Source organism: Variovorax paradoxus (genome assembly GCF_022009635.1).
Taxonomy (GTDB): Bacteria; Pseudomonadota; Gammaproteobacteria; order Burkholderiales; family Burkholderiaceae_C; genus Variovorax.
In genome coordinates this window covers 4,168,578-4,183,286 of record NZ_CP091716.1, presented here as the reverse complement: position 1 = coordinate 4,183,286, position 14,709 = coordinate 4,168,578, and the positions used below count along the sequence as shown (strand labels likewise).

The window sequence follows — 14,709 nt, the reverse complement described above, 5'->3', positions numbered from 1 at the left end:
GATGCTCGACCTCGATCACCCGCGAAGCCGGCACGTGCTGGAAGCGGCGCGGATCGAGGATCTGATTCGCAAGCAGTTGCTCGCGTGGCGCGAAGACGAGGCAGCGGCTTCGTCGGCGCGCACGGAGATCCTGCGCACGCTGCTGCCGCAGCTAGAGGCGCTCAATGCCGCGCACTTCGTCGCATCGAAGAAGATCTATCGCACGCTCGATGCGCTGGGCCGCGCGGTGCAGGGCGCGGATGCCGGCGCGGCCTGGCAGGCGTTCGCGGCACTCGATGGCCCGGGCGACAACTTCGGCACCTGGGCGATCTGAGCCTGAAGAAAAGACGGCAATAAAAAAGCGGCCCGAAGGCCGCTTTCTTTTTGCTCGGATCGATTATTCGACCTTGGCTTTCGCGCGCAGGTCTTCCTGGTACTTCTGCAGGCGCTGCTGTTGCAGTTGCTGCGTGATCTGCGGCTTCACTTCTTCCAGCTTCGGGAGTTGAGCCTGGCGAATGTCGTCGACGCGGATGATGTGCCAGCCGAACTGGGTCTTGATCGGGGCGGGGGTGGTCTCGCCCTTCTTGAGCTTGATCATGGCTTCCGAGAACTCGGGCACGAAGCTCGCGGGGTTGGCCCAGTCGAGGTCGCCGCCGTTGGCGCCCGATCCCGGGTCCTTGCTCTGCTTCTTGGCGATGTCTTCGAACTTGGCACCCTTCTTCAGGTCGGCCAGGATCTTCTTGGCCTGGTCTTCGGTTTCGACCAGGATGTGACGCGCCTTGTATTCCTTGCCGCCGTTGGCCGCGACGAACTTGTCGTACTCGGCCTTCACGTCGGCGTCGGAGATCGGGTTGGTCTTGCGGTAGTTGTCGAACAGCGCGCGGATCAGGATGGCTTGGCGGGCGAGTTCGAGCTGGTTCTTGTAGTCCTCGCTGGCGTCCAGGCCTTGCTTCTGGGCTTCCTGCATGAACACTTCGCGCGCCACGATTTCCTCGCGCAGCTGGCCTTGCATTTCAGGCGTCACCGGGCGGCCGGCGGCTGCCAGCTGTTGTGCCAGAACGTCCATGCGGGCCTTGGGCACCGGCTTGCCGTTCACGATGGCTGCGTTCTGCGCGAGAGCCGCCATGGGGATGGCACCGAGCAGCACTGCGGCCGCGACGGCCTGCAAGATTTGTTTTTTCATGGAATGAATATCGAGCTGGAAAGGAAATGCGCGTGTAGGAAAAGGCGCGGGAAAGAAAGCAGGGATAGGGAAGGAAAGAGGGGGTGATGCGGAAACCGCTGCAACCGCAGCAGATGCGGCGCGCTATCCGTTGAACGACTCAGAGCACCTCGATGGCGATGGCGTGCAGACCCTGTGCGATAAAAACTTGGAGGGCATCATACACAAGCCGATGCCGCGCCACGCGGGGCTTTCCCTCGAACTTCGGGGAGGCGATGCGGACCCGGAAATGGGTGCCGCGGCCTTCCGCATTGGCGCCCGCATGGCCGGCGTGGGCGGCGCTTTCGTCGATCACTTCGAGCTGCGTGGGGGCCAGCGCTTCGCGCAGCGCGGCCTCGAGAGCGGCGGCCGTGGGCAGCGGTGCGGCAGTGGTAGCGGTAGTGGTGCTCGTCATGCCGTCGGCTTGTCGTCGTTCTTCAGGTGCGGCGCGATGTACAGGCCCTGCGCCACCAGGAAGACGATGGGGAACACATAGCCCCAGAGCTTGAAGTTGACCCAGGCCTCGGTCGTGAAGTACGCCGCCACGTAACCGTTGATGATGGCCATGAACAGGCAATAGCCGATCCACGCCACGTTCAGCCGGCCCCAGATGCGCTCGGGCAGCTCGAGCTGCTGGCCCAGCAGCATCTTCAGGAAGTTCTTCTTCAGCGCCCAGAGCGCCACGGCCAGCGCCAGCGCCATCGCGCCGTACAGCACCGTCGGCTTCCACTTGATGAAGCGGTCGTCGTGCAGCGCCAGGGTGAGCGTGCCGAACAGCAGGATCAGCACCAGCGTGGCCTTCTGCATGGCCTGCAGTTTGCGTTCCATGGCGTAGATGATGGCCATCTGCACCACGGTGGCGGCCATCAGCACGCCGGTGGCCGTGTAGATGTCGCCGAGCTTGTAGGCGCCGAAGAACAGCAGGATCGGGAAGAAGTCGAGGATCAGTTTCATTCGGAGCGGCTCAGTCGGCCTTTTTCTGGAAATCGAGCGAAGCCGAGTTCATGCAATAGCGCAGGCCGGTCTCTGTCGGGCCGTCGGGGAACACATGGCCCAGGTGGGCTCCGCAATTGGCGCAGACGTTCTCGGTGCGGACCATGCCGTGCGATCGGTCGATGATGTTCCTGATGGCGCCGGGCACCGCTTCCTCGGAGAAGCTGGGCCAGCCGCAGCCGGCGTCGAACTTGGTCGACGACTCGAACAGCTTGGCGCCGCAGCACACGCAGTGGTAGGTGCCGTCGTCCCAGTGGGCTTCGTACTTGCCGGTGAAGGGGCGTTCGGTGGCGGCGTGGCGCGTCACTTCGAAGGCGGCGGGTTCGGCGCCTTTTTCAGCGAGCAGGGCTTTCCATTCGGCGTCGGTTTTCTGTACGGGAGCGGTCATGATGAGCAGCTGATTTCGATCGTGGAGGCCCAGTCGGGCGGGAAGCCGGCATAAGCGTCGGCACCGGGATGTTCTTCAAATGGGGTCTCGAGCAGAGCCAGCAAGGTTGCCACACCTGAGTTGTCTTTTTGCTGACTTGCTTCGATGGCTTGCTGCCCGAGGTGGTTCCGCAGCACGAACTTGGGATTCGACCGAAGCATCAGCCCGGCCGCCTGCGCCCGGTCGGACGCCGCATGGCGCTCTGAAAATGATAGCAGCCAGGCGTCGAAGCCCGCGCGGTCCAGGAACAGGTCGCGCACCGGCTCGACATTGCCGTCGGCCATGTAGTTCGACAGGCGGCGCCAGAAGATCGTGTAGTCGACCTTGCCCGCGGCCAGCAGCTTGAGCACGCCTTCGACGAGGGGGCGGTCGCCCTCGGCCGCATCCGCCAGGCCCAGTTTGGCGCGCATGCGGCCCTCGAACTCCCGGGGAAACACGCTCTTGTACGACTCCAGCGCGGCCACCGCTATTTCCTGGTCGCCGATCAGCGGCAGCAGCGCCTGCGCGAGGCAGAACAGGTTCCAGTAAGCGACGTTGGGCTGCTGGTTGAACGCGTAGCGCCCGCTGGTGTCGCTGTGGTTGCAGATGTGGCGCGGATCGAAACCGTCGAGGAACTGGAACGGCCCGTAGTCGATGGTGAGCCCCAGGATGCTCATGTTGTCGGTGTTCATCACCCCGTGGCAGAAGCCCACGGCCTGCCATTGCGCGAGCAGGGCGGCGGTGCGCTCGCTCACGGTTTCGAGGAACGCGGCGTACGCGTTGCCGTTGAAGCGGTCGGTGTTGCGGCAGGCCGGGTAGCAGCGGTCGATGACGTAGTCGGCCAGCGCGCGCAGTTCGTCTTCGCGCTGGTTGGCGGCAAAGTGTTCGAAGTGGCCAAAGCGCACGAAACTGGGCGCCACGCGGGTCACCACCGCCGCGCTTTCGAGTTCCTCGCGGCGCACGCGGGCGTCGGAGCCGGTCACGCAGAGGGCGCGCGTGGTCGGAATGCCCAGACCGTGCATGGCCTCGCTGCAGAGGAATTCGCGGATGCTGGAGCGCAGCACCGCGCGGCCGTCGCCGCCGCGCGAGTAGGGCGTGCGCCCCGCGCCTTTCAGCTGCACCTCGAGTCCGCCGTCGGTCTCGCCGATCATGATGGCGCGCCCGTCGCCGAGCTGCCCGGCCCACACGCCGAACTGGTGGCCGCTGTAGACCGTGGCGAAAGGCCGGGTGCCGGCAATGGGCATGCTGCCCGTCAGCGCGGCCAGCGTGTCGCCCGATTCATGCCAGGCGGGCGGCAGTCCGAGTTCGCGCGCGACTGCCTCGCTGCGCCCCACCCAGTAGGGATCGGGCAGGGGCGTCGGCCGCAGTTCGGTGAGAAACGCGGGGCCCAGGTTCGAAAAGCCGGGTTTCCAGCGCAGTCCCAGGTCGGCGACCGGGATGTCTTCAGCAAGCAAGCTCATGCGCGGATTGTCCGGCAGAGCGCGAAACCCCTTGCCGCGGGGGCCATCGGGGTTGGGCGTTCAGGCCGCGAGGGCCGCCGGGCCGTCCCAGATGCGTGCCCGGTACTGCGCCGGCGGCACGCCGAACCAGCGCTTGCAGGCGCGGAAGAAGTTGCTCGTGTCCACGAAGCCCAGCATGTCGGCCACGTCGGTCAGCGTATGGCGGTCTTCGGCCAGATACTCCTGCGCGAGCTCGCGGCGGGTGCGGTCGAGAAGGGCCTGGAAAGACACCGACTCCTCCTGCAGCCGCCGCTGCAGCGTGCGCTCGGCCAGCCCAAGGTCCGAGGCCACGTCCTGCCGGCGCGGCTCGCCATGCGGAAGCCGGCGAGCGATTTCGGCGCACACCAGGCTGCTGGTCGTGGTCTGGCCCAGCAGGGTGAGCTGGTCGTCCAGCAGGTGCTCCTGCATCTCCCCGAGCGTCTGGTGATAGGTGGGCAGCGGCGTTGTCATGTCGGCGTCGGACAGCAGCAGGCGGTTGGCGGAGGCGTTGAAGCGCACCTCGCAGCCGAAGGCCTCGCGGTGCAGCCGGGCGTCGGGCGGCGCGGGGTAGACGAATTCCATGGCCAGCGGCTGCAGCTCGCGCCGCGCGAGCCACTGGCACTGCATCAGCACGGTCAGCAGTGCGTACTCGACGCGCTGGCGCGGAATCGGCAGCTTGCCGCCGGTGTGCTTCATGACCATCCAGCAGCCGCGCGCTTCGGGTTGCAGCGAGAAGGCGGTCGCGTCCGAGATCACCGCCATGTAGCGCGCCACCCGCGTGAGCGCGCCCTGGAGGTCGGGGCTGCAGGCCATGGCATGTCCCACGGTGCCCAGCTTGCTGTGCGTGGAGGCCAGGTCGCGGTGCAGGCCCAGCGTGGGCCGGCCGGCGCGGGCCACCGCGAACTGCCACAGCACGGTGATCTCGTCGACCGGGATGCGTGCGTTCTGCCTGTGCAGCGAATCGGGGTCGAAGCCGGCCTCGTTCAGCAGCGAGGGCACGTCCAGCCCCTCGGCCTCGAACATGGAGAGCACGCCTTCTAGCCATGCGGCGGAACTGGTGCGCAGTTCCGGCTTCGCCATGCCAATGGCACGGCGCTGAAGGCCGCGCTGGCGCAGCGGCATGGCGGCTCCTGAAGTCATTCGATTGGCGTCCTTGCGATAGCGATGAAAACGGCACCGGTTTCTAGAATTTTTTTGTGCCCGGTGGCCCGGAAGTATGGGGGCCGGACATCGCACGAGGAATTCCGATTAACCCGGTGTGGAGACAAAACATGAATACAGAGACAACCGCGCAGGACCAGGGGCTGGCGGCAGGAAACAGGACCGTGGTGACCAGGGCGGTCACAGCATTTGCCGCGGCGGCGGCGCTCGCGGCCCTCTCGGCCTGCGGCGGCGGATCGTCGGGCCCCGGCATCGCCTTGCTGCCCGCCGCGCCGCCTCCCGCACCGGCGCCGGCTCCCCCCGCGGCCGACGGCCCGATGGTGCGCCTGACCGCGGCCGGCAAGGTCGAGGGCGTGGACGATAGCGCCAATTCCGGCACCTGGTTCTGGAAAGGCGTGCCGTTCGCCCAGCCGCCGGTCGGCGCGCTGCGCTGGCGCGCGCCGGCGGCGCCCGAGGCCTGGAGCGGCATCCGCTCGGCCAAGAAATTCGGCAACGCCTGCCTGCAGACCGGCCGCATGTTCGGGCCCGGCGCCAACAACACCTATGACGCCACCATCGGCACCACGCTGGGCCAGCCCCTCGGCAGCGAGGACTGCCTGTTCGTGAACATCTGGCGCCCGGCGACGGACGAGAAGAATCTGCCCGTGCTGCTGTTCATTCATGGCGGCAGCAATATTTCGGGTTACACGGCCGACCCGCTGTACGACGGCGCGAAGCTGGCCAAGACCGCCAATGCGGTGGTCATCACCGCCAGCTATCGCCTGGGCATCCTGGGTTTCCTGAACATGCCGCAGTTGCGTCCGGGCGGCACGGCGGGTGACGACTCGGGCAACTTCGCGCTGCTCGACAACATGGCCGCGTTGCGGTTCATCCGCGACAACGTGGGCAACTTCGGCGGCGACCCGGGCAACGTCACGCTGTCGGGCGAGTCGGCCGGAGCCACCAACCTGCTGTCGGTCATGACTTCGCCGATGGCCAAGGGCCTGTTCCACAAGGCCTTCGAAATGAGCGGCGGCATCTCGCTCGCGAGCAACCTGCCGCCCGGCACGCTGCCTTCGCTGTCGCCGGCGTCGGCTTCGCTGGCGCAGGGCGAGGCCATCCTGGCGGCGCTGCTGGTGGCCGACGGCACCGCGGCCGACACGACGGCCGCCAAGGCCTACATCGCCACACGCACGCCGACGCAGATTGCCGACTACCTGCGCGCGCAGGATGGCGGCAAGATGCTGACCACGGCGGTCGCGGCGGGGCAGGGCTCCGTCGCGCCCATTCCGGACGGCACGGTGCTCCCGGTGGATCCCATCGGCGCCATCGCCGCCGACAAGTACGTGAAGGTCCCGATGCTCGCGGGCAACACGCGCGACGAGGGCAAGCTCTTCGCCTCGCAGCTCGGCTCGATCGGCTTCCCGAAGGCGGGCTGGATCGTCAAGGACCCCCAGCGCTTCTCGATGATGTTCAACTTCGACCCCGATGCGGCACCCACGCTCAAGGTGGAAGACATCATCGATCCGTTCTACCTCCCGGTAGACAAGCTGGGCACGGGCTACAACGCGGCCACCGCGCTCATCACCAAGGGCATGTTCGAGGCCAACCGCGACAACCTGCTCGACACGCTGAAGACGCGCCAGTCCAACATCTGGCACTACCGCCTCGACTGGGCCCGCGAAGCCGCGCCCTGGGGTGACGTGTATGGCGCGGCGCACGCCTTCGACCTGCCTTTCGTGTTCGGCAATTTCGGCCCGTCGGTGCTGTCGAACGTGATCGGCGGCAAGGCCAACGAGAAGGGGCGCCTTGCGCTGTCGAACGCCGTCATGGCGAGCGTGGGCGCCTTCATGCGCAAGGGCGATCCGAACACCCCCGAGCTCGGCGTGACCTGGGCGCCCTGGCCGTCGAGCCTGCTGCTGGACGCGACGCTCACCGCCACCAGCATCACGGCCGCGCCCTGACCGGCAAGCCAATCAATCAACCAAAAACGATAACGGAGACAAGAGGATGATCGCTTTGAAACCTTCCCGCCGATGGCGCCTCGCGGCATCGCTGCTGGCCACCGCGGCAGGCATTGCCGCATGCGGCGGCGGCTCGTCCGGCAGCGGGTTCGTGTTCTTCCCACAGGCGGCCGAAACGCCCGCGCCGCCGCCGAGCACGCCCGATGCCGGCCCGGTCCGCAAGTGGGGCTACATCACGCTGCCCGACGGCAACAAGATGCGCTACTCGCTGCTGCTGCCCAGTGCCACCGGCAGCTTCCCGCTGCTGGTGGAGTACGACGGCTACTCTTCGGGCTCTGCCCCGAACATCGGCCAGCTCTGGCTATCCGAGGGCTATGCCGTCATGGGCCTGAACGTGCCGGGCACCGGCTGCTCGACCGGTGAAGACCAGGTCTTCGACGCCAGCACCGGCGCGGCCGGGGCCTTCGCGATCGAATGGGCCGGCAAGCAGCCGTGGTCGAACGGAAAGATCGGCATGGTCGGCTACTCGTACTCGGGCTACAACCAGCTGTGGGTGGCGGCGCACCGGCCCAAGGGCCTGCTGGCGATCACGCCCAGCAAGAACGTGGGCGACCCGTACCGCGACGTGGGCTACCCCGGCGGCATCAAGAACATCGGCTTTCCGTCGCAGTGGTGGGGCGGCTTCCCGACGACCTGGAAGAAGGCGGCCGACCTCGCGGCCAAGCTCGACGGCGACACCGAGTGCGCCAAGACCGTGGCCGACAACATCGAGAAGATCAAGCGCCCCGACCTCGACCTGACCAAGTGGCTCGAGAACCCCTACGCCGACGGCCTGTACGTCAAGCGCAGCGCGGCGCTGGAGACCGCCAAGATCGACATCCCCGCGCTGGGCACGCAGTCGTGGCAGGACGAGCAGATCGGCCCGCGCTCCGGCTACTACGAAGACACCATGGCGCCCGAGAAGATGTGGCTCATCAGCGCCAACGGCGACCACCACACCAACGTGACCTCCGACTACATCGACGGCACGCTGAAGCGCTTTCTCGCGCATTTCGTGAAGGGCGAGAACAACGGCTTCGAGAAGGAACCGCATGTGCGCCTGCTGCAGGAGATGCAGCAGACCGACCAGAAGGCCGTCAACGGCGCGGCCAAGCTGAAGCAGATGGCGGTGGCCGAGTTCGACCGCCTGCCGGTCAAGGTCAAGCCGATGCGCCTTTACCTGCAGCAGGGTGGGGTGCTGGGCAGCGCGGCGCCTTCAGCGGGCAGCGCGGCGTCCAGCTACGACTACCCGGTGAAGAGCCCGGTGGTGAACAACCCCGCGGCCGAAGGCTGGCAGGCCGTGGCCGACACCGACGGGCAACTCACCTTCACCACCGCGGCGCTGCCCGAAGACCTGAGCTTCTACGGCGAAGGCTCGGCCGACCTGTTCATCGAGGCGACCGCGGCGAACGGCAACACGGACCTGCAGGTCACGGTGTCCGAAGTGCGGCCCGACGGCAAGGAAATGTTCGTGCAGCGCGGCTGGCTGCGGGCCTCCAAGCGCTCGCTGGACAGCGCGCGCTCCACGGTGCTGCGTCCCTTTGGCGACTTTGCCCGCGACACCGATGCACCGCTGCTGGCCGGACAACCCAATTCGGTGCGCGTCGAGATCCAGAAGTTCGCGCATGTGTTCCGCGCCGGCTCGAGCATCCGAGTGACCATCGACACGCCTTCGCAGACCGGGTTCTGGCTGTTCGGCAACGACCCGACGCCCTCGACCAACAAGGTCTGGCACGACGCGACGCGTCCGTCGAGCATCGTCCTGGGCTACACGCCGTATGCCCATGCGAAGGATCTGCCCAGCTGCGACCGGACGATCCGCCAGCCGTGCCGCCCGGCGATCGGCGCGGTGCCCGCGGGCGTGGGGCCGGCGGCGCCCAAGGACCCCACTTGAGCCGCTCCGTTCAATCGTGCAGTGCGGGTTTGTGTCATTGTGCAAGTGGCCGAAGCTTGCGTGAATCTCTCGTGCGCAAGTTTTCATGAAGTCATTTCACATAGGAGTCCGTAGATGCTGGGTTTGATGCAAGACCAACCGCTTTTGATCTCGTCGCTGATCGAGTTCGCCGAGCGCCACAACGGCGACGGCGAGATCGTCTCGCGCCGGGTCGAGGGCGATATTCACCGCACGACGTGGGGCGGTATCGCATCGCGTGCCCGGCAGGTGGCCAATGCGCTGGACGGCGAGCAATTGCTGTTCAGCGACCGCGTCGCCACGCTGGCCTGGAACGGCTACCGCCACCTGGAGCTGTACTACGGCGTGAGCGGCAGCGGCCGCGTGCTGCACACCATCAACCCGCGCCTGCACCCCGACCAGATCGCGTGGATCGCCAACCATGCCGAAGACCAGATCCTGTGCTTCGACCTGAGCTTCCTGCCGCTGGTGCAGGCGGTGCATGCGCGCTGCCCGATGATCCGCAAGTGGGTGGCGCTGTGCGACGCCGACAAGCTGCCGGCCGACAGCGGCGTGCCCAATCTCGTGAGCTATGAAACCTGGCTGGGCCAGCAATCCACCGACTACGACTGGCCCACCTTCGACGAGAACTCGGCCTCGAGCATGTGCTACACGAGCGGCACCACGGGCAACCCGAAGGCCGCGCTCTACAGCCATCGCTCGACGATGCTGCATGCCTACGCCGCCGCATTGCCCGACGTCATGCGCATCTCCGCGCAAGACTCGGTGTTGCCGGTGGTGCCGATGTTCCACGTCAACGCCTGGGGCATTCCGTACTCGGCCGCGCTGGTAGGCTGCAAGCTGGTGTTTCCGGGCCCGTCGCTCGACGGCAAGTCGGTGTACGAGCTGATCGAATCCGAGGGCGTGACCTTCGCGGCCGGCGTGCCCACCGTGTGGCAGATGATGCTGGGCCACATGCAGACCAACGGCCTGAAGTTCAGCAAGCTGAACCGCACCGTCATCGGCGGCTCGGCCTGCCCGCCGGCCATGATCACGGCGTTCCAGGAGAAGTACAACGTCGAGGTGCTGCACGCCTGGGGCATGACCGAGATGAGCCCGCTGGGCACGCTCTGCACGCTCAAGAACAAGCACCTGTCGCTGCCGGCCGATGCGCAACTGCAGATCCGCATGAAGCAGGGCCGCGCGATCTTCGGCGTCGACATGAAGATCGTCGACGGCGACGGCAACGAGCTGCCATGGGACGGCAAGGCCTACGGCGACCTGCTGGTCAAGGGCCCGTGGGTGGTGAAGGAATACTTCAAGGGCGAGGGCGGCGACCCGCTCATCGCCGACGCGCAGGGCCGCGGCTGGTTCCCGACCGGCGACGTCGCCACCATCGACGCCGACGGCTACCTGCAGATCACCGACCGCAGCAAGGACGTGATCAAGTCCGGCGGCGAGTGGATCAGCTCCATCGACATCGAGAACATCGCGGTCGCGCACCCGGCGGTGGCCATGGCCGCCTGCATCGGCGTGTTCCACCCCAAGTGGGACGAGCGCCCGATCATCGCCGTGGTGAAGAAGCCCGGCGCCGAAGTCACCCGCGAGGAACTGCTGAAGTTCTACGAAGGCAAGACCGCCAAGTGGCAGATCCCCGACGACGTGGTGTTCGTCGAGGCCATTCCGCTGGGCGCCACCGGAAAGATCCTGAAGACCCGTCTTCGCGAACTGCTCAAGGACTACAAGCTTCCGACACTCTGAAACCACAGGCAAAGCCCTGCCGCACTGTCGCGCACGCGATAGGAAAGCCGCCCCGGCGGCTTTCCTTCCGGGCAATCCCTGTGCGGCGAAAAAAAGGGCGCTTGTACGCTGCGATTCCGCCTATCAAAACTGGAGACTCCTCATGCAATTTGCTATCAAGTCAGTAGCTGCCTGCGCTATGTTGGTGAGCTTTACCGCCGCATTCGCGCAAAAGGGCGAGACCGTCAAGATCGCCTGGCTCGACCCGCTGTCCGGCCTCATGGCCGCGGTCGGCACCAACCAGCTCAAGACCACGCAATTCCTTGCCGAGGAGTTCAACAAGAAGAACCAGTCGGGTGTGAAGTTCGAAGTCATCGGCATCGACAACAAGCTCAGCCCGCAGGAAACCACCGCCGCGCTGCGCTCCGCGCAGGACCAGGGCGCCCGCTACATCATGCAGGGCAACGGCTCCGGCCCGGCGCTGGCCATCATCGATGCCATCGAGAAGAACAACTCGCGCAACCCCGGCAAGGAGTTGCTCTACATGAACTACGCGGCGGTCGACCCCGACCTGACCAACAGCAAGTGCAGCTACTGGCACTTCCGGGTCGACGCCGACACCTCAATGAAGATGGAGGCGCTGACCACCTGGATGAAGGACCAGGCCGACATCAAGAAGGTCTACCTGCTCGGCCAGAACTACGCGCACGGCGTGCAGGTGGCCAAGTACGCCAAGGAAGACCTGAAGGTCAAGCGCCCCGACATCCAGATCGTGGGCGAGGACCTGCACCCGCTGGCGCAGGTGCGCGACTTCTCCCCGTACATCGCCAAGATCAAGGCCTCGGGTGCCGACACGGTCATCACCGGCAATTGGGGCTCCGACCTGTCGCTGCTCATCAAGGCCGCGAACGACTCGGGCCTGAACGTCAAGTTCCTGACCTACTACGCGCCCGGCGCCGGTACCCCCACGGCCATGGGGGCCACTTCGGACGGCAAGGTCTACACCGTGGCCTACGCCCACTACAACATGGGCGGCGAGATCCAGCAGCTGCTCAACGGCTACAAGAAGCGCATGAACGACGACCTGACGCAGGCCTCGATCTACCACGTGTTCGCGCTGCTCGACGCCGCCTTCGCCAAGACCAAGTCGACCGATCCGGTCAAGGTGGCCGCCGCCCTGGAAGGCATGAAGATCAAGAGCTTCAACGGCGAGGTCGAGATGCGCAAGTCCGACCACCAGTTGCAGCAGGGCCTGTACATCTCGCGCTGGGAAAAGGCCAGCGCCAAGTACCCCTACGACGCCGAGAACACCGGCTACACGAACGTGCCCGTGAAGTACTACGAGTCGTACGTGGCGAGCACGCCCACCACTTGCCAGATGAAGCGCCCCTGAGGCGCCGCGGCAAAGCTTCGCGCCTTTTCCTACCCGCCGGTAGCAGCGGTCTACCCGCGGGTAGCAATTCGGGATGCCGCGCTGTCGCATGCGCGATAGAAACGGCACTTTGCCAGCCCCCTCTTACGGGCATTCCCTGAGGGGAGGGGCTGCAATCGCTTGTACGCTCGTACAGCGTTTTGATTCGGTTCTGATTCGGTTTGACCAGGAGATATAGATTGAAGTTCGCTCTGAAAATCGCTGCCGCAGCCGTCATTGCGGCCACCGCTACCGGTGCCCTCGCCCAGAAGGGTGAAACCGTCAAGATCGCATGGCTCGATCCGCTGTCGGGCCTCATGGCCGCGGTCGGAACGAACCAGCTCAAGACGTTCCAGTTCTTCGCCGAAGAGTTCAACAAGAAGAACGCCGCCGGCGTGAAGTTCGAGATCATCGGCATCGACAACAAGCTCAGCCCGCAAGAGACCACCAGCGCGCTGCGCTCGGCCCTCGACCAGGGCGCGCGATACATCGTGCAGGGCAACGGCTCCGGCCCGGCGCTGGCCATCATCGATGCGCTCGAGAAGAACAACGCGCGCAATCCCGGCAAGGAAGCGCTGTACCTGAACTACGCCGCGGTCGACCCCGAGCTGACCAATGCCAAGTGCAGCTACTGGCAGTACCGCTTCGACGCCGACACGTCGATGAAGATGGAAGCGCTGACCACCTACATGAAGGACCAGCCGGACATCAAGAAGGTCTACATCATCGGCCAGAACTACGCGCACGGCCAGCAGGTCTCCAAGTACGCCAAGGAAGACCTGAAGCACAAGCGCCCCGACATCCAGATCGTCGGCGACGACCTGCACCCGCTCGCGCAGGTGCGCGACTTCGCGCCGTACATCGCGAAGATCAAGGCTTCGGGTGCCGACACCGTCATCACCGGCAACTGGGGCTCCGACCTCGCGCTGCTCATCAAGGCCGCGAACGACTCGGGCCTCAATGTCAAGTTCTACACCTACTACGCCGTGACCACCGGCACGCCGACCGCCATGGGCGCGGCGTCCGACGGCAAGGTCTACCAGGTCGGCTACGCCCACTACAACATGGGCGGCGACATGCAGAAGTACGCCGAGGACTTCAAGAAGAAGTTCAACGACGACCTCTACACCACCGACGTCTACACCGTGTTCCAGGCGTTGACCGAAGCCTTCGTGAAGACCAAGTCGACCGACCCCGTCAAGGTGGCGGCCGCCATGGAAGGCATGAAGTTCAAGAGCTTCAACGGTGACGTCGAACTGCGCAAGACCGACCACCAGCTGCAGCAAGGCCTGTACATCGCCAAGTGGGAGAAGGCCAGCGCCAAGTACCCCTACAGCCCGGAGAACACCGGCTACACGTTGGCACCCGTGAAGTACTACGACGCCTACGTGGCCAGCACGCCCACCAGCTGCCAGATGAAGCGTCCCTCCTGATTTCGGGAACGCGCCAACGCGGTCGAGGCCCGACTTCAACACTCGGGCCTTTTTCTTTTTTCACCTGACACGAAAGACCGATGAACGTCGAATTCTTCGTCATCTCGCTGCTCAACGGCGTGAGCTACGGCTTGCTGTTGTTCATGCTGAGCTCCGGCCTCACGCTGATCTTCAGCATGATGGGTGTGCTCAATTTCGCGCACGCCAGTTTCTACATGCTGGGCGCGTACTTCGCCTTCACGATCTCGGGCATCCTGGGCTTCTGGCCGGCGCTCGTCATCGCGCCGCTGCTGGTCTTTGCGCTGGGCGCGGCCTTCGAGCGCTACTGCCTGCGCCGCGTCCACAAGTTCGGCCACGTGCCCGAGCTGCTGGTGACCTTCGGCCTTTCGTACCTCATTCTCGAAATCGTGCAGCTGGTGTGGGGCCGCTCGACGGTGCCGTACGGCCTGCCGACGGCACTGCAGGGCCCGCTGTTCTCGCTCTACGGCACGCAGTTCCCCAAGTCGCGCTCGTTCATCATGCTGGTGGCGGTGCTGATGCTGGTATCGGTGTGGCTGCTGCTCACGCGCACCCGCATCGGGCTGGTCATCCAGGCGGCGCTGAAGCACCCCGACATGGTCGAGGCGCTGGGCCACAACGTGCCGCGCGTGTTCATGCTGGTGTTCGGCGGCGGCGCCGCGCTGGCGGGGCTGGCGGGCGTGGTCGGCGGCAACACCTACGTCACCGAGCCGGCGATGGCGGGCTCGGTCGGCTCCATCATCTTCGTGGTGGTGGTGGTCGGCGGCATGGGCTCGCTGGCGGGCGCGTTCCTGGCCTCGCTCATCATCGGCATCGTGCAGACCTTCGCCGTGGCCATGGACCAGTCGCTCGCGACCGGCCTGCAGGCGCTGGGCGTGGCGGTGACCGACCAGACCTTCGGCTACGAGCTGCTCAAGCTCACCATCTCGCAGGTCGCGCCCATTCTTCCGTACCTGTTCCTGGTGCTGATCCTCATCTTCAGGCCCAAGGGTCTTCTCGGAACCCGGGAGGACTGA

At 65.7% G+C, this 14,709-nt stretch carries 13 protein-coding genes; 7 read left to right on the top strand and 6 right to left on the bottom strand.

Translation table 11 applies throughout. From position 1 onward, the window contains the following. Nucleotide 1: 1 nt before the first annotated feature. Complete coding sequence (locus tag L3V85_RS19400; protein ID WP_237674368.1) at nt 2-313, top strand: hypothetical protein; 312 nt, start codon at nt 2-4, stop codon at nt 311-313. 63 nt (nt 314-376) lie between these two features. Here the strand turns inward: L3V85_RS19400 and L3V85_RS19395 are convergent, their stop codons facing one another. From L3V85_RS19395 to L3V85_RS19370, 6 genes are all read right to left on the bottom strand, one after another. Then, complete coding sequence (locus tag L3V85_RS19395) at nt 377-1,162, bottom strand: peptidylprolyl isomerase (protein WP_237674367.1); 786 nt, start codon at nt 1,160-1,162, stop codon at nt 377-379. A 139-nt stretch (nt 1,163-1,301) separates the two neighbouring features. Further along, entirely contained in the window at nt 1,302-1,595 is a 294-nt protein-coding gene (locus L3V85_RS19390; protein WP_237674366.1) for a BolA family protein, read from the bottom strand. Beyond that, complete coding sequence (locus tag L3V85_RS19385; RefSeq protein WP_237674365.1) at nt 1,592-2,134, bottom strand: septation protein A; 543 nt, start codon at nt 2,132-2,134, stop codon at nt 1,592-1,594. Before L3V85_RS19385 ends, L3V85_RS19390 begins: the two co-directional genes overlap by 4 nt. A 10-nt stretch (nt 2,135-2,144) precedes the next feature. Continuing rightward, a complete protein-coding gene (msrB, locus tag L3V85_RS19380) occupies nt 2,145-2,561 on the bottom strand; it encodes a peptide-methionine (R)-S-oxide reductase MsrB (RefSeq protein ID WP_237674364.1) in 417 nt (138 codons plus the stop codon). Beyond that, entirely contained in the window at nt 2,558-4,039 is a 1,482-nt protein-coding gene (locus L3V85_RS19375) for a protein adenylyltransferase SelO (protein WP_237674363.1), read from the bottom strand. Before L3V85_RS19375 ends, msrB begins: the two co-directional genes overlap by 4 nt. A 60-nt stretch (nt 4,040-4,099) precedes the next feature. Then, the gene (locus tag L3V85_RS19370) at nt 4,100-5,179 is read right to left on the bottom strand and encodes an AraC family transcriptional regulator (RefSeq protein WP_237680604.1); all 1,080 of its coding nucleotides are present in this window, start codon (nt 5,177-5,179) and stop codon (nt 4,100-4,102) included. A 149-nt stretch (nt 5,180-5,328) separates the two neighbouring features. On the opposite strand from L3V85_RS19370, the gene L3V85_RS19365 reads away from it, so the two are divergent. The 6 genes from L3V85_RS19365 (at nt 5,329) to L3V85_RS19340 (ending at nt 14,709) form a co-directional block, all read left to right on the top strand. Next, the gene (locus tag L3V85_RS19365) at nt 5,329-7,161 is read left to right on the top strand and encodes a carboxylesterase/lipase family protein (protein ID WP_237674362.1); all 1,833 of its coding nucleotides are present in this window, start codon (nt 5,329-5,331) and stop codon (nt 7,159-7,161) included. Between the two features lie 46 nt (nt 7,162-7,207). Further along, nucleotides 7,208-9,094, top strand: coding sequence for a CocE/NonD family hydrolase (locus L3V85_RS19360; RefSeq protein WP_237674361.1), 1,887 nt, complete (start codon nt 7,208-7,210; stop codon nt 9,092-9,094). 114 nt (nt 9,095-9,208) lie between these two features. After that, nucleotides 9,209-10,852, top strand: a complete 1,644-nt coding sequence (locus tag L3V85_RS19355) for a 3-(methylthio)propionyl-CoA ligase (RefSeq protein WP_237674360.1) — start codon at nt 9,209-9,211, stop codon at nt 10,850-10,852. A 142-nt stretch (nt 10,853-10,994) separates the two neighbouring features. Then, on the top strand, nt 10,995-12,224 hold the full coding sequence (locus tag L3V85_RS19350; RefSeq protein WP_237674359.1) for a branched-chain amino acid ABC transporter substrate-binding protein: 1,230 nt from the start codon (nt 10,995-10,997) through the stop codon (nt 12,222-12,224). A 218-nt stretch (nt 12,225-12,442) separates the two neighbouring features. Beyond that, the gene (locus tag L3V85_RS19345) at nt 12,443-13,675 is read left to right on the top strand and encodes a branched-chain amino acid ABC transporter substrate-binding protein (RefSeq protein ID WP_237674358.1); all 1,233 of its coding nucleotides are present in this window, start codon (nt 12,443-12,445) and stop codon (nt 13,673-13,675) included. 80 nt (nt 13,676-13,755) lie between these two features. Beyond that, nucleotides 13,756-14,709, top strand: coding sequence for a branched-chain amino acid ABC transporter permease (locus L3V85_RS19340; RefSeq protein WP_237674357.1), 954 nt, complete (start codon nt 13,756-13,758; stop codon nt 14,707-14,709).

What these genes read in the sequence shown, in the direction of transcription:
- L3V85_RS19400 (WP_237674368.1), top strand. Translation starts at nt 2, where the DNA reads ATGCTCGACCTCGATCACCCGCGAAGCCGGCACGTGCTGGAAGCGGCG.
- L3V85_RS19395 (WP_237674367.1), bottom strand. Translation starts at nt 1,162, where the DNA reads ATGAAAAAACAAATCTTGCAGGCCGTCGCGGCCGCAGTGCTGCTCGGT.
- L3V85_RS19390 (WP_237674366.1), bottom strand. Translation starts at nt 1,595, where the DNA reads ATGACGAGCACCACTACCGCTACCACTGCCGCACCGCTGCCCACGGCC.
- L3V85_RS19385 (WP_237674365.1), bottom strand. Translation starts at nt 2,134, where the DNA reads ATGAAACTGATCCTCGACTTCTTCCCGATCCTGCTGTTCTTCGGCGCC.
- msrB (WP_237674364.1), bottom strand. Translation starts at nt 2,561, where the DNA reads ATGACCGCTCCCGTACAGAAAACCGACGCCGAATGGAAAGCCCTGCTC.
- L3V85_RS19375 (WP_237674363.1), bottom strand. Translation starts at nt 4,039, where the DNA reads ATGAGCTTGCTTGCTGAAGACATCCCGGTCGCCGACCTGGGACTGCGC.
- L3V85_RS19370 (WP_237680604.1), bottom strand. Translation starts at nt 5,179, where the DNA reads ATGCCGCTGCGCCAGCGCGGCCTTCAGCGCCGTGCCATTGGCATGGCG.
- L3V85_RS19365 (WP_237674362.1), top strand. Translation starts at nt 5,329, where the DNA reads ATGAATACAGAGACAACCGCGCAGGACCAGGGGCTGGCGGCAGGAAAC.
- L3V85_RS19360 (WP_237674361.1), top strand. Translation starts at nt 7,208, where the DNA reads ATGATCGCTTTGAAACCTTCCCGCCGATGGCGCCTCGCGGCATCGCTG.
- L3V85_RS19355 (WP_237674360.1), top strand. Translation starts at nt 9,209, where the DNA reads ATGCTGGGTTTGATGCAAGACCAACCGCTTTTGATCTCGTCGCTGATC.
- L3V85_RS19350 (WP_237674359.1), top strand. Translation starts at nt 10,995, where the DNA reads ATGCAATTTGCTATCAAGTCAGTAGCTGCCTGCGCTATGTTGGTGAGC.
- L3V85_RS19340 (WP_237674357.1), top strand. Translation starts at nt 13,756, where the DNA reads ATGAACGTCGAATTCTTCGTCATCTCGCTGCTCAACGGCGTGAGCTAC.